General features: G+C 61.5%; 18 protein-coding genes and 2 pseudogenes. 7 read left to right on the forward strand and 13 right to left on the reverse strand.

The window, feature by feature from the left end; genetic code table 11:
• Positions 1-3: 3 nt before the first annotated feature.
• Positions 4-1413, forward strand: coding sequence for a type II toxin-antitoxin system HipA family toxin YjjJ (gene yjjJ, locus RT282_RS14750; RefSeq protein ID WP_313315471.1), 1410 nt, complete (start codon positions 4-6; stop codon positions 1411-1413).
• A 96-nt stretch (positions 1414-1509) separates the two neighbouring features.
• Entirely contained in the window at positions 1510-1947 is a 438-nt protein-coding gene (locus tag RT282_RS14755) for a hypothetical protein (protein WP_313315474.1), read from the forward strand.
• A gap of 76 nt (positions 1948-2023) precedes the next feature.
• Here RT282_RS14755 and RT282_RS14760 read toward each other — a convergent pair whose 3' ends face one another.
• The 3 genes from RT282_RS14760 to RT282_RS14770 form a co-directional block, all read right to left on the reverse strand.
• Positions 2024-2782 (reverse strand): DUF2786 domain-containing protein, encoded by a 759-nt coding sequence (locus tag RT282_RS14760; protein WP_313315476.1) that lies wholly within the window; start codon positions 2780-2782, stop codon positions 2024-2026.
• A 30-nt stretch (positions 2783-2812) separates the two neighbouring features.
• Complete coding sequence (locus RT282_RS14765; RefSeq protein WP_313315478.1) at positions 2813-3241, reverse strand: hypothetical protein; 429 nt, start codon at positions 3239-3241, stop codon at positions 2813-2815.
• An 83-nt stretch (positions 3242-3324) separates the two neighbouring features.
• A complete protein-coding gene (locus RT282_RS14770; RefSeq protein ID WP_313315481.1) occupies positions 3325-4314 on the reverse strand; it encodes a ParM/StbA family protein in 990 nt (329 codons plus the stop codon).
• 746 nt (positions 4315-5060) lie between these two features.
• On the opposite strand from RT282_RS14770, the gene mobI reads away from it, so the two are divergent.
• From mobI to RT282_RS14790, 4 genes are all read left to right on the forward strand, one after another.
• Positions 5061-5576, forward strand: a complete 516-nt coding sequence (gene mobI, locus RT282_RS14775; protein WP_313315484.1) for a conjugative transfer protein MobI(A/C) — start codon at positions 5061-5063, stop codon at positions 5574-5576.
• Between the two features lie 260 nt (positions 5577-5836).
• Positions 5837-6451: a hypothetical protein gene (locus RT282_RS14780; RefSeq protein WP_313315487.1), complete on the forward strand. Its 615-nt coding sequence runs from the start codon at positions 5837-5839 to the stop codon at positions 6449-6451.
• 54 nt (positions 6452-6505) lie between these two features.
• Positions 6506-7021, forward strand: coding sequence for a hypothetical protein (locus RT282_RS14785; RefSeq protein WP_313315490.1), 516 nt, complete (start codon positions 6506-6508; stop codon positions 7019-7021).
• Between the two features lie 651 nt (positions 7022-7672).
• Positions 7673-8116, forward strand: a complete 444-nt coding sequence (locus RT282_RS14790; protein WP_313315493.1) for a hypothetical protein — start codon at positions 7673-7675, stop codon at positions 8114-8116.
• Between the two features lie 228 nt (positions 8117-8344).
• On the opposite strand, the gene istB is transcribed toward RT282_RS14790, so the two are convergent.
• Together istB and istA are read right to left on the reverse strand one after the other, a co-directional pair.
• Positions 8345-9160 (reverse strand): IS21-like element helper ATPase IstB, encoded by an 816-nt coding sequence (gene istB / locus RT282_RS14795; protein WP_313315500.1) that lies wholly within the window; start codon positions 9158-9160, stop codon positions 8345-8347.
• Positions 9153-10676: pseudogene (gene istA / locus RT282_RS14800) on the reverse strand (IS21 family transposase). Before istA ends, istB begins: the two are co-directional and overlap by 8 nt.
• A 147-nt stretch (positions 10677-10823) precedes the next feature.
• On the opposite strand from istA, the pseudogene RT282_RS14805 reads away from it, so the two are divergent.
• Positions 10824-11018 (forward strand): annotated as a pseudogene (locus tag RT282_RS14805) (transposase); the annotation flags it as partial.
• Positions 11019-11361: 343 nt separating this feature from the next.
• On the opposite strand, the gene RT282_RS14810 reads toward RT282_RS14805, so the two are convergent.
• The 8 genes from RT282_RS14810 to RT282_RS14845 all read right to left on the reverse strand — a co-directional run bounded on the left by RT282_RS14810 (position 11362) and on the right by RT282_RS14845 (position 19468).
• Positions 11362-14550, reverse strand: a complete 3189-nt coding sequence (locus RT282_RS14810; protein ID WP_313315503.1) for an efflux RND transporter permease subunit — start codon at positions 14548-14550, stop codon at positions 11362-11364.
• Positions 14547-16064, reverse strand: a complete 1518-nt coding sequence (locus RT282_RS14815; RefSeq protein WP_313315506.1) for an efflux RND transporter periplasmic adaptor subunit — start codon at positions 16062-16064, stop codon at positions 14547-14549. The genes RT282_RS14810 and RT282_RS14815 overlap by 4 nt, the downstream gene beginning before the upstream one ends.
• A gap of 12 nt (positions 16065-16076) precedes the next feature.
• Positions 16077-17402, reverse strand: coding sequence for a TolC family protein (locus RT282_RS14820; protein ID WP_313315509.1), 1326 nt, complete (start codon positions 17400-17402; stop codon positions 16077-16079).
• 75 nt (positions 17403-17477) lie between these two features.
• A complete protein-coding gene (locus tag RT282_RS14825; RefSeq protein ID WP_313315511.1) occupies positions 17478-17933 on the reverse strand; it encodes a hypothetical protein in 456 nt (151 codons plus the stop codon).
• A gap of 280 nt (positions 17934-18213) precedes the next feature.
• On the reverse strand, positions 18214-18453 hold the full coding sequence (locus RT282_RS14830) for a DUF2933 domain-containing protein (protein ID WP_313315513.1): 240 nt from the start codon (positions 18451-18453) through the stop codon (positions 18214-18216).
• 226 nt (positions 18454-18679) lie between these two features.
• Positions 18680-18859: a DUF305 domain-containing protein gene (locus RT282_RS14835; RefSeq protein WP_313315515.1), complete on the reverse strand. Its 180-nt coding sequence runs from the start codon at positions 18857-18859 to the stop codon at positions 18680-18682.
• Complete coding sequence (locus RT282_RS14840) at positions 18856-19095, reverse strand: hypothetical protein (protein ID WP_313315518.1); 240 nt, start codon at positions 19093-19095, stop codon at positions 18856-18858. Before RT282_RS14840 ends, RT282_RS14835 begins: the two co-directional genes overlap by 4 nt.
• A 31-nt stretch (positions 19096-19126) precedes the next feature.
• Entirely contained in the window at positions 19127-19468 is a 342-nt protein-coding gene (locus tag RT282_RS14845) for a four-helix bundle copper-binding protein (RefSeq protein ID WP_246331056.1), read from the reverse strand.
• Between the last annotated feature and the right edge of the window lie 468 nt (positions 19469-19936).

The following is a 19936-nucleotide window of genomic DNA, read 5'->3' on the forward strand; positions in this document are numbered from 1 at the left end:
TTCATGCAACCATTCACGTTTGACTGGTTCGTCGCGTTTTTTTTGTTGTCCTCAACCAACACACACCGTCTTCATGCGTTAGAACAAGCGTTGCGTGCAGGCCCGCAGACGGCTCAAGCGCTGAGTCACCGCCTGGGTCAGGACAAGCCTGCCAGTCAGCCGACTGTCTCGCGCGCCCTCGCTGCAGCGGGCGCTCAGGTGGTGGCGATCGGCGCGGCGCGCTCAACGCGTTATGCCTGGGCCGACGCGGCGCGCGAGCACCTGCGCGCGGCGGTGTTCCGCGTCAGCGCCGAGGGCACGCTGCACGAGCTGGGCACGTTGGAGCCGGTGCTGCCAAGCGGCTTCGTCATGGTGCAGGCGGGCGGCAAGCGCATTCACAGCGACGGCCTGCCCTGGTGGCTCTACGACATGCGTCCGCAGGGCTACCTGGGCCGCGCGTACAACCAGCGCCACGGCGCGCGACTGCAGCTGCCCGCACGCTTGAACGAGTGGAGCGACCGCCACATCCTGCAGGCGCTGCTGCGCCACGGGGGCGATCTACCGGGCAACTTGCTGCTGGGCCTGGACGCGCACGATGCCTTCGTCAATGGACCGTCCCCGGCGCCTATCGCATTGGCCGAGCGCCCTGGCGCGTACGCGCAGCTGGCGCTGGCCGCGGCGCGCGGAGAGCTACCAGGCTCGTCGGTCGCGGGCGAGCAGCCCAAGTTCACGGCCTTCGCTGAGGTGCAGCCGGGACGCCGCGCGCACGTGCTGGTCAAGTTCACGGCCGCCACGCCGGGCCCTGTGAGCCAGCGCTGGCGAGATCTGCTGCTGGCAGAGCACGTGGCGCTGCAGTTGCTGCACTCGCACGGCATCCCCGCCTCCCACAGCGAACTGCTGGACCATGGCGGCCAGCGGTTCTTGCAGATCGAGCGATTTGACCGGGTGGGCGCGCGCGGGCGGCGCGCGCAGCATTCGCTGGCGGCGCTGGACGCCGAGTTCGTCGGCAGCGGCGAGCGCTGGCCGATCATCGTTCGCGCGTTGGCCCAGCAGCGTGTGGTGGTCCCTGAGTCGGTGCGCGCCACCGAGCTACTCTGGGCCTTTGGCACGCTGATCGGCAACACCGACATGCACACCGGCAACCTGGCGTTCGTGTCCGAGCACGGCAGGCCCTACCAGCTGGCCCCGGCCTACGACATGACGCCCATGGCATTCGCACCGACGGCAGGGGGAGAGGTGCTGGCCCGCACGCTCAGCCTGCAGGTGAGCGATCAGGTGCCTGGCGAGGTCTGGCGCCAGGCGCTACCCCTGGCGCAGGACTACGTGGCGCGCATGCAAGGCGAGCGGGCGCTGAGCGATGCATTCGCGCCATGCATGGAGCAGCTGCAGCTGCACGTGAGCGGCGCCGCGCAGCGCATTGCCCGATTGGCCTGAGGGACGCCGCACCCCAGCCTCGCCCTGTAACGAGATGCATCGGATTTGGATGCTTCTTGACCAGGATAAGAGCATAGCTATTGGGAGACTTCTCCCATGCACAGCTTCTCCACGGTGAACGACGCTCAAGCAGCTGGCTTTGTCTTCGCTGCCAAGCAAAAGGTGTATGTCACCTATCGCGGGTGCCTCATCGTCGGCGCAGATACGAGCGGCCCTCGCCCGATGGGCCTGTCTTTCGCCTTGCGTGTACAAATCAGCGAGGACTACACACGCAACTATCTGGGCGTTACGTCCGACCAGGTGTTCGGCGCCTCCGTGGGTGTTCGGCTCCTGAACACGGGCGGAAGGGCGCTGGGCGGCTTTGCGGCAGCGGGCGAGTCGGGCGGGGTGGTGCAGATGTTCGAGCCCAAGACGTTCTCCGAGGCGCTGCAGGACGCGCAGGGCTGGGCCGACCGGTGGTTCCGCTACAACCCCGACGCCCTCGAACGCTACCTGCTGCGCCGAGCGCAGAGCAGGCAGGCTGCGGCGCGCTGACGCCGGCCGCGAACCCACGCTGGCTGAGCTCTACGCGCGGCTGTCACCGCCTGCGCCAGGCCCAGCCACCGCGGGGTCACTGCAACGCCAGCAGCGCGCCCGTACTGCCCTGAACGGGCCGGTGCAGGCGCTCGCCTTGCGCAGCATCCCTGCCGGCCATGCGCGCCAGCTCGCTGCCGCGTGCGGGCTGGTTCCTGCGCACGAGCTCGTCGGGGGCGTCCTCGGTCACCTTGCCCTGGACATACGCGTCGATGGCGCGGCTCATCTCGTCGCTAAGGGCGAACTCACGCACCAGGCGCGCGATCTGCGCTACCCATCCCATCGCGAACTCGTTGCCCAGCAGCGTGGCCTGGCGCTTGCCTCCGGGCATCTCGGACAGCCCACCAAGCCGCTGGGCGATCCACGCGGCGCGCGCCCGCTTGCACCGCCTTACCAGCACCTGCGCCGTGTAGGCGGCGATCTCCACCTGCGCCTTCAGGCCGACGAAGATGTACCCGCCCTGGTTCAAGACGCGCCCGCGGCGGCCCATGCGCGCGCCTGTGTCCTTGGGCACGAGCGTGTTCACCATGAGCTTGCAGCCAAACGCCGAGCCGACGACCGAGGCCAAGGACGCTTCCCATTGCGCGGGCTTGTTGCGCGCCATCGTGCAGCTGTCCAGCCGCGCTTCGCCAATATCGGAGAGGTGGATTGCCTCGGCGCAAACGCCATGCTTGGCCATGAGCGCGTGGGCCTGGCGTAGCGCCGTGGCCGCCTCATTGGCATTGTCGGAGCTCGCCAGTGCCAGGCACTTCTTAATCTTGTCGAGGATCTTGGAGTCGGGTTGCGCAGACTGCATAGGGCTCAATGCAAGGGGGAGGAAAACCGATCAGCCGATGTTTCCCAGGAAACGGATGAAGCCTGGGCTCTTGGCTTTTTTCTCCAAGGTTGCCGGCGTTTCTTCGGCAAGAAAATCTGCGGGCGAATCGGCGGGAGATTCAGGGGGCAAATCCTGGGCGCTTTCTTGCGCAGTGCCACGCTGATTGCTGGAATGCGGCTCGGGCGCAGGCGAGGGCGCTGGCTTTTGGCGTTTGGGTTTGGCAGCGGGAGCCGCGGCAGATAGGGCGGGGCGCTCTGCAGTGGGAAGCAACGCAGCCTCAACCGAGGGGTATAAGCCAGCGCGGCTCACGCTTAGCCCCATGGTCGCCAAAGCACGCAGGCGCTCTGCGCGGGCTCGAGGACTGGTCTTGTTCATTTCCTCAAGCAGCTCTGGATTGGCGTCGGTCAAGACCACCACGATCCGTACGTCATTGCTCATGGAGCGGACTCCTTAAAGGATTTCCAGGAACGCAAATGGCCGGGAGACCCGGCCTTGCTGTGGATTGTTGCAATGATGGCAATTCAGGAATAGGCGCCCATCAGCCAAAACCCGCGGGCTGGCGAAAACACTGGCGCCTCCGGCATGACCACCTTGAGCTTGCTGAATGCTTCGCGCACTGCCTGCTCAAAGAACGTGGCGCCGCCGCCCACCATCACCACAATATCCGGCGACATGCTTTCCGTGCGAAGCGATTTTTGAATGGCGTCAGCCGTCACCGATGCCATGGCTTGGCTGGCGCGCTCGATATACGGCGCAATCTCCACGCGCTGGCCCATCACGAGAATGGAAGGCTTTTTACTACGCACGGCATTTTCCAGCGTTTCGGTGGTCGGAGTGCCGCCGTGGTCTTCGCCAATCAGGCGCGCCGCGTGCTCCAGCACCACAGAAGAAGCCTTCAGGCTCGTGCCACTGGATTGGCGTTGCAATTCGCCATTGGCCACCAAAACCCAGTCGAGCGAGAAAAAGCCCGGGTCCACGACCAGCACCCGAGCATCTTCCAGTAAAAAGCCATTCTTCTCTTCGTCCTGCTGGTTCATGTAGTCGATGAGCCCGCCCACTGGTTGGGCAATGACCTTGACCTTATTGACCTGCACGGAACGCTTGGGCGTGATCTGGTGCTTGCCCACGAACTTGCCTTCGAGCTCTGCCCGTTTGGCCGGGTCGTTGAATTGAGAAACGGGCAGGCCGGTGACCAATACATCGATTTCGTCCATGCCAGATACCAGCATGCCGGCATGCATCAGTGCTTTATACGAAGGCGTTTTGGAGTAATCCGCGTGCAAAGAGCGCTCCCACATTTGCGCGCGATCTGCACTCACGCCGGCAATGAAGGGCTCGCCATCCACCAGGACATGCAGAAAGTCCGATTGCGCGCCACCGTCGAACCGGCTGCCAAAGCGGTCTGCGGGCGCTGCACCTGCGGGCCGCAGGAGGGTCTGCGCCTCACCATCAGAAGGGCCAAAAGCCAGTTTGAGGTTGGAGTAACCGATGTCGATGCCAAGGATATTCACAAGGGTGCCTGTCTGAAAGAAAGGATTTAGAAAAAAGGGGGAGGGCGGCGCTGCAGGAGCGTCCAGGGCGATCCTCCCAGTGCACCGCTAGTGTACTGCTAGTGTACTGGAGAACGGCACGCTTGGATCAAAGTCGCTGCACCTTGTGTACCGCTAGTGCACCGCTAGTGACTTTCATCGGCAGGTGCCTCGGACCTCCTGGAGGCCTGCATGGGCGCGAAAACGGGGTGGGAAGCGCCACCAGCGAGGGCCTTAAGGGCGCGGGATCAACCCAGACGCTGGGCCTCCTTGCTTGGCTCGCGAGAAAACTCCGAATTTCTCGCTGTAGGCTAGCATAAGCAGCCGCTGACCCCGGTCTAGAGGCTGATGATAGCTCCATCCGGGCGTGAGAACGAACGTGTTTTCTTCTCTTTAGCTGCATATGCAGCTTTTACACCCCGTCTGGAGGCTGATGACGTGCTCGTCGGAGGCTCTTACGCCGCAAAAGACTGCTCAAACATGCCCACAGCGCAGATCGCTCTCGTCTCTTCGGCAGCATAAGCAGCCTCTGGGCACGGTCCAGCGGCCGTACAATTGTCCTGGCCGCCACCCCACCGATTCGCCGTGTTCGAAGGCTTCGCAGCTTGTCTTAGGCTGCATAAGCAGCCGCTGGATAGGGTCCAGTGGCTGACGAATCGTTGAAACCCATGCCGCATACAGCCTCTAGGGGGGGTTGAGCGGCTCAAAGCAAAGCAACCGCTATACCCATGGAACCACCCCACTACCTTGACGAAGCCATGGCCGCACTGCGCAAGTGGCAAGACCTCGTGTTCGCCGAGATGGAGGCACTCAGCACCAACTACCGCATGGAGTGCGAGAGGGTCAACGAGCAGGCGACCAGCTACAAGCAGCGAAGCGTGCTGCGACTGCAGACCTACCGACGCGTGGCCGGACAAGGCAAGAGCAACACCGATGGCAACCACCTGCAGGCCAAGTGGAACCGGGTGAGGTTCTTCAAGAGTGGCGGCAAACCAGTGCGGGAAATGCAGAGCATCAAAAAGTCAGAGGGGCAAGACTGTTACTCCATGACCCAACTAAAGGAATATGCCCAGGATTGGGAATGGCCAATTGTTGAAAAGCTGGAAAAGCAATTGGGATTGCTGCGCAGACAAGCATCCTTTATTGCGCAAGGCATCACGCAATTGCGTTACGCGAAGATGGCCGAGGACCGATACAACGAGCGCTACGTATATAACGACCCAGACGATAGCCCTTCTGAATAATGAGGCGCCTCCCTCGTCGCACCTGAACCCCAGATGGGCGCCCTGTGCGCTGTTCGCCGGCTGGCTGATGTACTGGGCATGCGTACAGTTAGGCGACATTCATACGTGGAACCACTAACAAGCTGATAGGGGTTTTTGCCCACTCCCATGGGGTTTGCCCGAAGTCTCCCTGCACCCCGGCTGTTAAAATTGGTTGCAAACAAGCCCCGCTTCCACGAATGGCTGCTGCTCCTGCATTGGCTGTACTCAAACCTGCTGACATGACCATTGATTCTCTTCCTCCCTACAGCAGCGCCGCTCAAGCCTTTATTGAGCGCGCCACCGCTGCTGCCCGCGGCTGGAAAGTCATCGGCTCCAATCAGCACGAGGTGGATGGCGAGCCCATGTACCTTTATGTGCATGATGTGGACAGCAGTTTTACCTGGATGGCCCGCGTCAACTTCGACGGGTTTATGGCGGCAGCTGCCAAAACCCGGGAAGACGGCGATGAAGTGCAGGCCACAGTGGCTGCACACCTGGGACTGGTGATTGCCGAACTGGTGGAAAAGCGTGCACAAGTTCCCACTCCGCGCAATACCGCTGCCATGGATGCGCTGATTTCTGGCGATCTTTCTGCTGGCCTACCCGGGCTGTTTCAACTCACCACTTTACAGGCTGGCGCTTCGAGCATGGTGTTTGAAGACGGCCTGCTATCAGTCGGCGGACACTTTGTTTTGCTGCGCTATTGCACGCCCCAGAATGTTCACCTGCGCACGCTCGTGCTTCCGCCAGAAGTGGCGGGCGGCAAAGGCATCATGGACACAGATACTCTGACCCAGGCGCTGTCCTCGATTATCCAGTTTGACCAGCAGCATCTGCGAGAACTTGGCGTTTGATTCGTGCCTTGTGCTTGAAGGCTGCCGTGGCCACTCGTTTGTTTTTGCCCTAACATGCATACTGATGCCCCGTATTCCACGGACCGCCTGAGAATGCTCATTGGCTGCATGCGCCAAAGCGGCCAAGCGGTTCCCGTCAACAGCCGCAAGCACGTCGGCTGGCACAGTCCAGAATATTTGTGGCGCGTGCAATTGCCCGCCGTATTTGGCACCCGGCAGGAGTATTTCTCCCCAACAACCTATGGCGGCGCGGAAGAGGCGCTGGTCGAAGCGCTTTTGTTCCGCGATCAGGCATTTGCCAGCGCTGGTCTTGAGCCACCAAACGCCGCTTCTCCCACGCATAGCCAGCAGGCCCGCGGCGTCACGCTCCCTGTTTCTGAATCCATAGACCCCAGACGTGGAGGCCTGTACATATCCGGTTATTGGATTGAAACCATCCACGGGAAAACGCGGCAACGCAGAGTCTCTCGCTCCGTGGAGAAGCACGGGTATGCACAGGCCCGCTCCGAAGTTGAAACGCTGGTGAGAAAGGGACTGGAACGAGAGGCCGATCGATTCAAGCTGTGGTGATGGACTGGGGCCATACGCACCCCTGGTGGATTTCAGGAATGCCTGAGCCAATGCAACATTTCTCGCCGCCCATGTGCCTGCATACCAGACGCAATGCGCACGCCCACCGCCAGCGCCTGGCTTCCCTGGCCCTGACCTGCACGGCTACAATGCGCTCCACCTGGCCCGTCGCCTTGCGCTGACACTGCCAAACCCAGCTGAGGAATAGCAGCAACACAGCCAGTCCGCTGGCACGAACATCTTAGGGATTCGCTCCCGCTTCAAAACGGCCTTCACAGGCCTTCTGCGCCGCAGCAGGGCCATGCGCACTGCCCAGGCAGCTCAAAGCAGATAGCAGCCGTGCTGTCTGCCACCCATCCCCTGTGGTCGCACCCTCTGCGCACAGCCGCTTGGCCTGTGCATGCCTTTGGCGGCTGGCGTACTGAACCTCCCCGTAGGGCTAGTCGTCTTTCCCAAGCTCCGATCTCCAGGCTTCGGAAAGCACGATTCCTGTCCCGCTCGGCGTAACGCTTTGCGGATCTTGAAAGCGGTAGCTGGCCGCGCCCTCGGGCACATCAGCATCCACCATGGCCACCCGGCCTTTTTTGAAACCCTGACGGGCACCTGTTGCCCCACGGGGCCGGGGTCCGTCTCTTCCACAGGAGATAGACCATGCACAACCAACTCGACGCCAAAGACCAGGCATTGCTGGCGGGCGCCGTTGCTGCTCGCGACCTGCAACCGGGGCCGCGCATCGGCGACTACGTGCTGTTCGCAACCGGGCAGCTGGAGCGCTTCAGCCACGACTGGGACGACGCGCTGCAAACGTCTCCGGGCGGATCGTTTTACCTATCCAGCCTGGGCGAGGGAAGTCTCAGTTGCGGCGCGCTCAATCCGCCCACGCCGAAGAGCCGCCTGCAGCTGAGCGAAGCGAGCCTGCCGGGAGCCTTCTGGTTCTTCCACCACGGCCTGGCCGGGGCTGGGCGCGGCATGCACTTCGAGATCGCCTGCAGGGTCTTCAAGACCGACGCGCCGTACACGGGCTTTCTGAGCAAGGACTTCCAGTCCAGCCGCATCGAGGAGCTCAAGACGCACTTGGAGGCACAGCTGGCATAGGCGCCTCAGGCAGGCCTTCCCCGGCCTGCAAGCGCTGCAGCCAGGCCCCGGGCCTGACTCGGCAGCGACAACCCCTGGCGCCACCGGTCACCACCGGTAGCGCTCAAAAGCTCCACCAACCCCCGCGGTGTTGGCGCCGATTGAATCTTGACAGTGTGTGCCGATCCAACTTTGATAGGGGGCGTGTAGCCAGTATCTGCTAGGCTGGCTGTGGATAACTATAGCCTCCTACTGGGCTTGCACCTCCAGACTGGTTTCTGTTTTTCTATTCATTTCTCTGGATTTGATCTTTCCCTTTGCCTCCTTGGAGCTGTGGCGGAAGCGGTAGGACTCATTGCCGGTTTCAACGATGTGGCAGTGATGGGTGAGCCGGTCCAGCAGTGCCGTGGTCATCTTGGCATCACCGAAGACAGCGGACCACTCGGCAAACGTCAGGTTGGTGGTGATCAGAACGCTGGTGTGCTCATAGAGTTTGGACAGCAGATGGAACAGCAATGCTCCACCGGCCTGGCTGAATGGCAGGTATCCAAGTTCATCCAGAATGACCAGGTCCATGCGCATCAAGCTCATGGCTATGCGCCCCGGATTTCCCTTGGCCTTCTCTTGCTCCAACGCATTGACCAGATCCACCGTCGAGTAGAACCGGACACGTTTGGAATGGTGCGTCAGCCCATTGATTCCCAGCGCCGTTGCCAAGTGGGTTTTGCCGGTGCCAGGACCACCAATCCGGACAACGTTCTGCGCATCGTCGGTGAAGCTCAGGTCCGCCAACCTCTTGATCAGCACCTTGTCCACGGGTGAGACCTCGAAGTCGAAGCCAGCAAGATCCCGGTGAATCGGGAAGCGTGCTGCTTTCATCTGGTGGGCAATCGAGCGCATATGCCGATCCACGTCTTCCGCTTGAAGCAGGTGCTCTATCAGCCAGCGCGAGCTCTGAATCGAGGAGCCGCCATCCTGCTCCATAAGGTCAGCCCAGGCACTGACCATGCCATTCAGGCGCAGTGCCTTGAGCCCGCTTTGCACATCGCGTTTGGATTCAGACATGGATGACCCCTTGGTTATCGTTGTGGGTAGGGCGCAAACGGTCGTAGCGCGCGGTATCGGCCAGCGGGAGGTTGGTCAGTTGCAATGTGGTTTTGGCATGCTCCGGCCTGGGTGGCGCATTCAGCCTAGCCAGCACATTGCGCACATGCTCAGCACTGACACTTCCATTGGGCGTGGCACCTTCAAGGACAAGATCAACCGCCACCAGTACTGCGTCCAAGCCCGCCTGCGGCACGCTCGCCAGCACCTGTGCCATGGTGCGGTCACCGCCAGGGTGCCTCAGAAGGGATTTGCGCAAGCGCTGCAAGGGCTCAGGCAAGTCCAGGAACGGCGCACCGTTGCGCAGTGCGCCGGGCTTGCGCTGCACGAGTTCAATGTAGTGCTGCCAGTCATAGGTGACTTGGCCACTGCCCGGCGTGCGGGCGTGGCTGGCGATGATGGTTTGCGCGCAGGCAATGTCCACCCGATTGGGGTACAGACGCGTGCTGACCAGGTGCCCAGCCCATTCGCAAGGAACGGAGTAGCGATTGCGCGCCACCGCCACCAGACATGTACTACTCACCCGCGCGGGCTTCTCCACATACCCATCAAACAGCACAGGCATGGACATGAGGTGGGGGCGCTCCAACTCCAACATCTCTGCCACCGTGAACTGCTTGTGGATCGGATGCACGGAGTCGGACCACACCGAGCGACACCGCTCGCCCAGCCATGCATTGAGTTCGGCAAACGATCCGAAGCGCCTGCTGGCGGCCTCGATCCAGATCCGCCTGCGACTGTCCTGCACGTTCTTCTCCACCACCCCTTTCTCCCAGCCCGAGGCGACGTTGCAGAAGTCCGGATCAAACAGGTAGTGGCTGCACATGGCCGAGAAGCGTGCGTTGACGATGCGCCCCTTGCCTTTCTTGACCTTGTCCACCGCCGTCTTCATGTTGTCGTAGATGCCACGCCTGGCAACGCCTCCCAATGCATGGAAGGAGCGGGTATGGGCATCGAACAGCATCTCATGGCCCTGCCCAGGGTACGCAACAAGCCAGAAGGCACGACTGGCGCAGAGCTTCAGATGGGCCACTTGCAGTTTGTAGAACACTCCACCAACCAGCAGTCCTTCCTCGCTCCAGTCGAACTGGAAGGCCTCGCCCAACTCGAAGCTCAGCGGCACAAAGGCCTTGGCGGGATCCTTGGCGCTATCCACCCGCCATGCTCGAATGAAGTCAGTCACGGCGCTATAGCCACCCCGGTATCCCTGAGCCTGGATCTGGGCAAACAGCGCCTTGCCACTGCGCCTTGCGTTCTTGGCCCGGTGCGCATCCGTGCGCAGGGCCTGCTCCAGCACCGCCACAAATGGCGTGAGCTTGCCATCAGCCTTCTTGCGCTCGTACTTCGGGGGTATGTCTCCGGGGGCCTTGAGTCACTTCTTGACCGTGTTTCTGGCCAGTCCCGTTCTTCTGCAAATCTCTCCGTCAGAGAGTTGGTCGCGCCACTTCATGCGCCTGACCTTGCCAATCATGTCCATGGTGATCACCTCTTACATCCCTGCTGAAAAATTCAGCAGGGCAGTTGAACACCCCTGTCAATTTTGGATCGGCACCAGACCTTTCAGACTGTCAGTTTTCGGTCGGCGACAACACAAAGATGCTTTGGATTCTAAGTAGAGCCTTGCTTGGCCACCACGGCGCTGCAGAGCACCATTGGTTCGGGCGCGACTTCACCTTCGGCAGTCAGCTGCGCGCCCTGGTTGGGCCTGGTGCCCGGCCAATATTGCTCGGGCGGCAAGCAGCACCTGGGGCGCATCACCAAGGCGGATTGTGACCCGGACCTGCGTAGCTCACTGGTGCACGGTGCCCGCGCGGCACTGGCAGCTGGTGCGGGACGCCCGCCTTCTGCTTCTGCTTCGGGTCGGGTCAAGTCGCTCGCTTCGGCGCAATGAGTCGATCTCGGCGGCCGAACTGGCGGTGTTGAGTAGCCGGTCATGGCGATTCAGCGGTCGTTTGACTCTTACATCCTCATTTCAGCTGACTGCGGCGGCCGACATTCAGACGTGCTGGTCACCGACAGCAACCAGACTAAGGCAGACTGATCGGTCAAACACAATGCTGTAGCGGCCAGCGCCTCGCCTGTCAGCTGGTAGATCGTGTTACCCGCAACCTCAGCGGGAATGAGCGCGCTCATTGGACTGCGAGCGGCCAGGTTGGACGGCTTCACCCCCTGTGCCGCGAAGTAGACGCAGGCCGTTGCCAACCACCAGCAGGCTCGCACCCATGCCTTCGCGCTCTTGGCTTTCGCATCAGCACATAGGCCGCAGGAATCACGAACAAGGAAAGCAGCGGCGCAGTTACCATGCCTCCCAGCATGGGAGCGGCGATGCGGCTCATGACCTCAGAGCCTGTTCCGCTGCTCCATACAATCGGCACTAAGCCCGCCAGGATCACCGCCACGGTCATGGCCTTGGGTCGTACGCGCAGCACGGCACCCTCTCGGATCGCGTCCAGCAACTCGTCCAGCGTGGGCGGTCTGCCGTCTGGACATTTCTCTGCCAGTGCTTGTTTGAGGTAGATGAGCATGACCACGCCGAACTCCGCTGCCACCCCCGCGAGAGCAATGAAGCCCACGCCCGTGGCAATCGACAGGTTGTAGTTCATCAGGTAGAGGAACCAGATGCCGCCCGTGAGCGCAAACGGCAGCGTCGCCATGATCAGTCCTGCCTCACCCAGACGCGAGAAGGTCAAGTACAGCAGCACGAAGATGATCAGCAGCGTTGCGGGCACCACCACCTTGAGGCGTGCATTGGCGCGTTCGAGGTATTCGAACTGACCCGAGTAAGCAATGCTGACACCAGGTTCGAGCTTGATCTGGCGACTCACGGCGTCGCGCAGGTCATTTGCCACGGACGCCAGATCGCGCCCTCGCACATCGACGTACACCCATCCCGATGGCCGCGCGTTCTCGCTCTTGAGCATGGGTGGTCCGTCGGTGATGGCGATGCGGGCGACCGTGCCCAGCGTGATCTGCTGGCCCATCGGGGTGGTGATGGGCAACTGGGCCAGCCGTTCCGGAGAGTCTCGCCACTCGCGTGGGTAGCGCACGTTGATGGGGAAGCGCGCCAAGCCCTCGACCGTTTCCGAGACGTTTTCACCCCCGACCGCCCCGGAGATCACCGCCTGCACATCGGACACGTTCAGCCCGTAGCGCCCTGCGGCCTTACGATCGATGGTGACATCGACATAGCGTCCCCCGGTCAGGCGCTCGGCCAATGAAGAAGACACCCCCGGAATGCCTTTGGCGACCTGCTCGACCTGCGCTGCGATCCCATCGATCACCTGCAGGTCGTTGCCAGTCACCTTGACCCCGATCGGACTCTTGATGCCCGTGGCCAGCATATCGATCCGGTTGCGAATGGGAGGGATCCAGATGTTGGACAGGCCGGGAATCTTGACGGCCTTGTCCAACTCCTCGATCAGGCCCTCGGGCGTCATTCCCGGCCGCCACTGGTCACGGGGTTTGAGCATCACCGTGGTCTCGAACATTTCCAGCGGAGCCGGATCGGTGGCGGTCTCCGCCCGGCCAGCCTTACCGAAGACGCGTTCGACTTCGGGCACCGTCTTGATCATTCGGTTGCTCAGTTGCAGCATTTCGGTCGCCCGCTGAGCAGACATGCCGGGGAGCGCTGACGGCATGTACAGCAAATCTCCTTCATCTATCCTCGGCAGGAACTCGCCACCCAATTGAGACATCGGCCAGATGGTGGTCGTTAGAGCCAGCACGGCGATGACCAAGGTGGATTTCGGGCGGTGCAAAACCCACTCCAGGGAAGGCCGGTAAACAGAAATCAGCGCCCGCGTAATAGGGTTCTTCTGCTCGTCAGGGATACGGCCCCGTATCCAGTAGCCCATGAGGACCGGGATCAGTGTGACGGAAAGACCCGCTGCTGCAGCCATCGCGTAGGTCTTGGTGAAAGCCAGCGGCCCGAACAGGCGACCTTCCTGCGCTTCCAGCGTAAAGACTGGCACGAAAGACAACGTGATGATGAGCAGGGAGAAGAACAGCGCGGGGCCTACCTCTTCGGCAGCACCGGTGATCACCTTCCAGCGCTCTTCTCCCACCAGGTTGCGGTCCGGGTTCTTGTGCTGCCAGAGTTCCAGCTTCTTATGGGCGTTCTCTATCATCACCACCGCTGCATCGACCATGGCTCCCACGGCAATCGCTATACCGCCCAGAGACATCATGTTGGCGTTGATGCCTTGATAACGCATCACCAGAAAGGCTGCCATGATGCCCAGCGGCAGTGAAATGATCGCGACCAGCGCGGACCGCAGATGCCACAGGAACACCACGCAGACCAGCGCCACCACAATGAACTCCTCCACAAGTTTGGTGGTGAGGTTCTGGATCGCGCGCTCAATGAGTGCGCTACGGTCGTAGGTGGTGATGATCTCCACGCCCTTGGGTAAGCTGCTTTGCAACTCGCTGAGCTTTGCTTTGACGGCTTTGATGGTTTCCTGGGCATTCTTGCCCGAGCGGAGAATCACCACGCCACCGGCCACTTCGCCCTCACCGTCGAGCTCGGCGATGCCGCGCCGCATCTCCGGCCCGATCTGGATCGTCGCGACATCGCCCAGGCGCACGGGGATCCCAGCGCGCGACACCAGCGGGATAGCGCGAAAATCATCCAGCGTTTTCAGATAGCCGCTGGCGCGCACCATGTACTCGGCCCCGGATAATTCCAGCACCGATCCACCCGTTTCCTGGTTGGCGCCCATGATGGCCTCTCGCACCTGCCCCTGGGTGAGCCCTTGCGCCGCCAGCTTGATTGGATCGAGCACGACTTGGTATTGCTTGACCATGCCGCCGACCGACGCCACTTCCGCGACGTTAGGCAGGCTCTTGAGTTCGAACTTCAAGAACCAGTCCTGCAGGGCGCGAAGCTGAGCCAGGTCGTTTTTGCCGGTGCGGTCCACCAGGGCGTACTGGAAAATCCACCCTACACCCGTAGCGTCTGGACCCAATGACGACTTGGCCGTAGCGGGTAGTCTTCCCTGCACCTGGTTCATGTATTCCAGCACCCGCGAACGCGCCCAGTACAGGTCCGTGCCATCCTCGAACAGGATGTAGACGAAAGAGTCGCCAAAGAACGAAAAGCCCCGCACCGTCTTCGCACCGGGGACGGACAGCATGGTGGTGGACAAGGGGTATGTGACCTGGTTCTCCACAATCTGCGGTGCCTGACCGGGATAGGAGGTGCGGATGATGACTTGGACATCCGAGAGGTCCGGTAGCGCATCCACGGGGGTGCTGCGCACGCCCCACACACCCCAGGCCGTAAGCATCACGGTGGCCAGGATCACCAGAAACCGGTTCGCCACCGACCAGCGGATCAATCGCGCGATCATGGCTTGATCCTTTCCACGGCGGTGATCACGAAGTCCTTGCCTTGCTGCTGGAAGGTGAATTTGACCTGCTGCTCGGGTTTCAAAGCCTTGGCCAGATCAGGTGTCGCCAGCTTGAACGGCATGGTCATGCCGGGCCACTTCAGTTCGGGGACAGCCTCGTGGGTGAGGGTCACCTCGGTCGGCGTCACTTCGTCAACCACCCCTCGCACAGTAAAACTCTTAGGCGCTGATGCAACAGGGTTCGATGCGCCCTGTTCGCCGGCGGCTTGCGCGCCGCTGGCTTGGGGTTGTGCGGGCATGATCCCCCGGAGACTGGCTTCTGAATCAATCAGGAACTGCGCCGAGGCGACCACCTGCTGTCCTGCGGTCAGCCCGCCTTGAACGACGAGGCGGTCGTCGATCTCGGCGCCGAGCTGAACCTGGACTGGGTTGTATCTGCCGGGGCCATCCACAACGTAGACCAGCGCACGCTTGCCCGTGCGGATCACCGCTTCGCTAGGAACCAACAGCGCGAGTCGCGTGCGCCCGGTCAGGACAATCTGCCCAGACATGCCCGCCTTCAGGCGCTGGTTCGGGTTGGGAAGCTCCAGGCGGACTCGCACCGTGCGGGTTTCCCGGTTGGCCTCTGGGAGGATGCTCACGACACGGGCTTTGAGGGTTTCGCCCGGAAATGCGGCCAGGCGCACCTGTGCGTCTTGCCCCAGTTGCAAGGGACCGCTTTGTGCTTCGGGAACGGCGGCTTCGATCCAGACACTGGCCAGTCCGTTCACGCGCACCAGGCTGGCGCCTGCGGAGACCGTCATGCCCTGGCGCACCATGAGTTCGGCCACCATGCCACTCTGGGGGAAGGTCACTGTGTAGCGGCCTTGGGGTTCGCCCGTGCGGTCCACTTGGGCCACGAGCGATGCTGGCATGCCCAAGAGAGACAGCCGCTGGCGTGCTGCCGCTGTCAGCGAATCATCCTTGAGGGCTCGGACCGCGAGGTATTCGCGCTGCGCAGCAACCCATTCGGGCAGCAGCAGGTCCGCCAATGGTGCGCCGGCGGCCACAACGTCGCCCGGGGCCCTGGCATACACGCGCTCCACAAATCCAGCCGAACGCGCCTGAACAATGCTCACGTCCCGGTCATTGAGCTGGACCGTACCCAGCACGTCCACGTCGGACCCGATGTCACGCTGTTCAACCGTGGCGGTACGAAGACCCAGTGCCTGCACCGCCTGCGCGGAGACATTCAAACCGGCGCCTGTTTGTGTGTCCTCATCTGCGTACTTGGGGACCAGGGCCATGTCCATGTAGGGGGACTTTCCGGGCTTGTCGAACTTCTGCGTCGGCACCATGGGGTCGTACCAGTACAGCACCTTTCGCCCGGTCTTCGCAGCTTCTGCCGATGGCGCGCTGTCGCCAGGTGCGTGGCCGCTTGTGAAGCGCCATTGAGAGACACCCCACCCAAGGGCGATCCCTGCAGCAACCAGTGCCACGGCCACAACAGACTTCTTGAAAACGGTATTTTTCATGTGCTTTCCCCTTCAGTCGGCGATCAGGCTGTTCAGCCGGGCAATCACGACGTCCCGCTGTGCCTGCAACTCAATGAGACGCCAGTGGGTCTCCAGCACCTGAGCCCGCGCAGACAGCACAGCGCTCAAGTCGCCCTTGGCTGCCTGATAGTTGCCAAGCGCAAGTTCGGCCCTGCCCTGCGCCAGGCTGATGCCTGCCGATTGCAGCCGTTCGATCTGACTGTTCAGTGCCGCCAGATCTGAGGCACTGTCCTCAAGTTCTTGCAGGTGCCTGCGGGTCACGTCTTCCTGCTCGGCCTCCAGGCGCTGCAGCTCCAATTGCTTAGCCTTGATCTGGGGCGCCTGGCGCCGCTCCTGTTGCCAGGGGAGGTCAAAGGTCACCTGAAAGGACACCATGTCGCCCCATTGGCGAGCACGGCGGCTGTAGGCAATCTCCCAGGACCAGTCGCCCCGGGACTCGGCCTGGGCTCCGCGCGACTCGGCCAAAGCCATGGCCTGCATGGCAGGGTACTGGGCGAGCTCTGCATGGCGATGTAACTCTGAGCGCAGCTGCTCCGGAGCCCGCCTCAACGGCCCGGGTGCTCCTTGCAGCGCCTCGTCGGCACGGGCACCTACCCAGCGCCGCAACATGGCCCTGGCCTTGGATCGATCTCGCTGCAGATCGTCCCTGCGGTCCGACAAGGCGAGTGCCTCTTGCCTAGCCGCGAGGAGATCGCTCGCCTGGGCCGTACCACCCGCGATACGGGCTGGCAGGCTGTCTTGCAGGCGCTGGTTCTGGACCAGCAGATCGGTAAGTACCTGGTCTCGCTGTTCGATGGCTTGGGCCATGATCCAGGCCTGGCTTAGCTCCTGGCGGATCTGAAGACGCTGGACCCCCAGGGCGGCGCGTTCGCGCTCCACCTTGGCCTGGGCACTGGCGATCTGCGCGTCGCGTTTGGCCCGGTTGGGCACTTCTTGCATCAGCGCCAGGCGCTGCATGGTCATGGATTCGCGCGTGAGGCTGAAGCGATCCATACCGCTGATGGGGAGATTCTCGACACCGACCGAGAGCTTGGGATCTGGCAGGGTTCCCGCCGACTTCTGAGTGCTGCTGGCCGCGTCAATCTGCAGTTGCTGGGCCGTGACCCGGGGACTGCGCTGCTCTGCCAGATCCAACGCCTCAGCAAAGCCAAGGGCGTGCGCCTGGCTACCTGCCAAGCCGATGCCGACAAGCAGAAGTCCGAGCGCGCTTAGCCGCGGATTGTTTAGGCTGCGCGCCTGAATGCGCCACGAAACGGGGGAAATGCGCCGGTGCGCGGACAGGCGCCCGCATGGAGCGCCGATGGAGACGATGGGCATGATGGTCCTCGAAATGATGGGGCACGAAGTCAAACTTGCGCACACGCTGCAGGGCAGCACGCACGTCGTGCACCATCAATTCCGAAAGACCTGGTGTGTCAGATAGATGGGAGGAGAGCCCGCTCGTCTGTCCAACTCTGCGTAGACAGCCCGAGGGTCGATACCCTGCTGTGAATCCAGCACAGCGGGCACTACATAGACGATCCAGATGGCATGCGCAGAGATTGCGTGCAGATCGAGACCTTGCAAGGAGGGGGCAGACTGGCTGTCGCCGTCGCAATGGGCCCGGCACAGTTGCGGATCCTGCTCATCCATCGTCCCAGCCATCGCGTGGCATTCGGGCATGGAAGGCATGCCTACAGCCTCCTCTATAGCCATGCCCGCTTTTTGCATCGCTACGGCATGGGCTGCGGAATCCACCTTGGGGCAGGCGTACGCGGCCAGTGCTACCTGCATTAGAAGCAATGCCGCCACCAAGACGCTGGCAACCCAGCGTCTCTGGCGCGATACGGTGCTTCTGGTGAAGATCATGATGCGAATAATATCTAGGGCTGCGCCCACGGACTTAACCTAGATCAAAACCATGCGCGCCGAACAATCTTATCCCTTGCGCAGCCGTAGGGCCGTGGGAATCACCGATGCCGTCTGCGAAAGCAGCGGATCCGCATTAAAGCCCTCCCTTCGCCTCCCCTCGCACTTTTAAGTGTAAAAATTGATAGATGGGGACTTTCTTGCAGTGCGGTGCACTGAGATTGGTCCAACACGTGCATCCCGCGGACAGGATCCTTGTTAGCTTGAGCGTTGCGTGCTCTCACTTGTCGATCGAGCCACTGCCATGCGAGCCGTGTCCCCCATGCCCGTGGAAGAGATGCATCAAAGGACATGCGAGCAAGAGCAGATACGGCCAGTAGCCTGCGATGTGTGACCAGTGTTCTCTGAGCAGGAAGAACCCTGCGATGAGCGCAAGCATGACTACGGCGCTCCGCACGTTCTTGGTCCCTGTGGCGGTGTTAGCCGCATCCGAATGCGCCGTGGTGTGGTCATGGTTCATGGTGTTCTCCTAAAAGGCCCACCGAGATTGTGATGAACCTTGCGGAAACGATAAGGCCTAACACGGAGGGAATGTCAAGCCTGAACATGCGCAGACTACGACTTGTCTTACCTGGACTTCGTGGATTTACTGCAACAAGACCTCAGACGCAATGCTGACGTTGCACCGCCCTGCATCTTGGAGGCACCGCCCAAGATGCAGGGCGGTTTTTATGTTGAACACAACACTATTTGGACGCTGCTGGGGGCGTCGTGCCGCTGCGGGCCAGAAACGCATCCAGCACGGCGATTTCCTTTTTCTGCGCTGCAATGATCTCCTTGGCCATCTTGAGCATTTGAGGATCCTTACCGTCGCGCAACTGGCCCTGGGCCATGTCGATCGCACCCTGGTGGTGGATACGCATCATTTGGCGAAGTCCACATCCGGGTTTCCGGACATCGGCACAGAGGCCATTTTTTTGTTGCCCTCTTCCATCATTGACTTCATGTCCATCTTTCCAGCTGGCATGGACGAGTCTGTGCCAGCGCTTTTCATGCCGCTGTGGGGAGCGGCTTGCGCATGCAAAACCAAGGGTGTGCCCAATGCACCGACAAGAAATGCCGTGGCAGAAAACGTGATCAGGGCGAGTGGTGATCTCTTCATGATGGCCTCCGGGATGTGCTGTCAGTAGCGTTCAGGTTGCCCGCGCCATAGCGGCACATTCCTGGGCGCATTTGTGGCATGCAGTGGCGCAAGCCTTGCAATGCTCGGCCTGGTGCTTTTCGCATTCGTTGCCGCAGGCGCTGCAGATTTCGGCGCACAACGCGCAGATAGCCTTGGCGTGTTCGCTGTTGCGTGCCATGGCATTGGCAGCAAAGCTGCACACTGCCGCGCAGTCCACATCCAGTGCGATACAGCGCGCCATCATCTTGACGTCCTCTTCCTTGAGGCAAGCTGCAAAGCACATATTGCAAGCCGCCGCGCATGACTGGCAAGCCTCAATGCATGACATGTATTGGTTTTGAGTATGGTTCATTGAATCTCCGTAAGGTACGTTGAAGGGCCCGTTAGACGAGCTGTGTCCTGCGCACTTGGATGCGAGGAGCAGTCATCTTTTGCCGTTCGAGACGCGGGTACTGTAGGCCGGCACCGCCGATTGACCTGGCATCGAGAGATATACGCCTGCTCCTGGTCGAAGATTACAAAGAGCTGTCAGGGCCGTAATCAGAACGTCACATATGTGCGAGCAATCGCTGGGCCAAGCGTGAACAGCATGTCAATTCTGGTGATGACCGTCTGTAGCGGCTTGCCAAAGCACTGTTGCTTCGTCGCGGCAATTGCGCGCCTGCACTCTGAAGCTCCGCTGGATTTGATAGAGACGCTCCCCACGCAACAGCGTCGGCGATTGGGTGCGTGTATCGCCACTTGCTGTCAAAAGCGTAATCCGGAAGTCACCTCCATGTGGGGCGGTGATTTCTAGACTCCTCTCCGTGGTGCATAAAAA

The organism is Pulveribacter sp. (assembly GCF_032079985.1).
Classification (GTDB): domain Bacteria; phylum Pseudomonadota; class Gammaproteobacteria; order Burkholderiales; family Burkholderiaceae_C; genus Melaminivora.

Bases quoted from the DNA above. Each gene is read 5' to 3' on its own strand.
- yjjJ (WP_313315471.1), top strand. From the start codon at position 4: ATGCAACCATTCACGTTTGACTGGTTCGTCGCGTTTTTTTTGTTGTCC.
- RT282_RS14755 (WP_313315474.1), top strand. From the start codon at position 1,510: ATGCACAGCTTCTCCACGGTGAACGACGCTCAAGCAGCTGGCTTTGTC.
- RT282_RS14760 (WP_313315476.1), bottom strand. From the start codon at position 2,782: ATGCAGTCTGCGCAACCCGACTCCAAGATCCTCGACAAGATTAAGAAG.
- RT282_RS14765 (WP_313315478.1), bottom strand. From the start codon at position 3,241: ATGAGCAATGACGTACGGATCGTGGTGGTCTTGACCGACGCCAATCCA.
- mobI (WP_313315484.1), top strand. From the start codon at position 5,061: ATGGAACCACCCCACTACCTTGACGAAGCCATGGCCGCACTGCGCAAG.
- RT282_RS14780 (WP_313315487.1), top strand. From the start codon at position 5,837: ATGACCATTGATTCTCTTCCTCCCTACAGCAGCGCCGCTCAAGCCTTT.
- RT282_RS14785 (WP_313315490.1), top strand. From the start codon at position 6,506: ATGCATACTGATGCCCCGTATTCCACGGACCGCCTGAGAATGCTCATT.
- RT282_RS14790 (WP_313315493.1), top strand. From the start codon at position 7,673: ATGCACAACCAACTCGACGCCAAAGACCAGGCATTGCTGGCGGGCGCC.
- istB (WP_313315500.1), bottom strand. From the start codon at position 9,160: ATGTCTGAATCCAAACGCGATGTGCAAAGCGGGCTCAAGGCACTGCGC.
- RT282_RS14810 (WP_313315503.1), bottom strand. From the start codon at position 14,550: ATGATCGCGCGATTGATCCGCTGGTCGGTGGCGAACCGGTTTCTGGTG.
- RT282_RS14815 (WP_313315506.1), bottom strand. From the start codon at position 16,064: ATGAAAAATACCGTTTTCAAGAAGTCTGTTGTGGCCGTGGCACTGGTT.
- RT282_RS14820 (WP_313315509.1), bottom strand. From the start codon at position 17,402: ATGCCCATCGTCTCCATCGGCGCTCCATGCGGGCGCCTGTCCGCGCAC.
- RT282_RS14825 (WP_313315511.1), bottom strand. From the start codon at position 17,933: ATGATCTTCACCAGAAGCACCGTATCGCGCCAGAGACGCTGGGTTGCC.
- RT282_RS14830 (WP_313315513.1), bottom strand. From the start codon at position 18,453: ATGAACCATGACCACACCACGGCGCATTCGGATGCGGCTAACACCGCC.
- RT282_RS14835 (WP_313315515.1), bottom strand. From the start codon at position 18,859: ATGATGCGTATCCACCACCAGGGTGCGATCGACATGGCCCAGGGCCAG.
- RT282_RS14840 (WP_313315518.1), bottom strand. From the start codon at position 19,095: ATGAAGAGATCACCACTCGCCCTGATCACGTTTTCTGCCACGGCATTT.
- RT282_RS14845 (WP_246331056.1), bottom strand. From the start codon at position 19,468: ATGAACCATACTCAAAACCAATACATGTCATGCATTGAGGCTTGCCAG.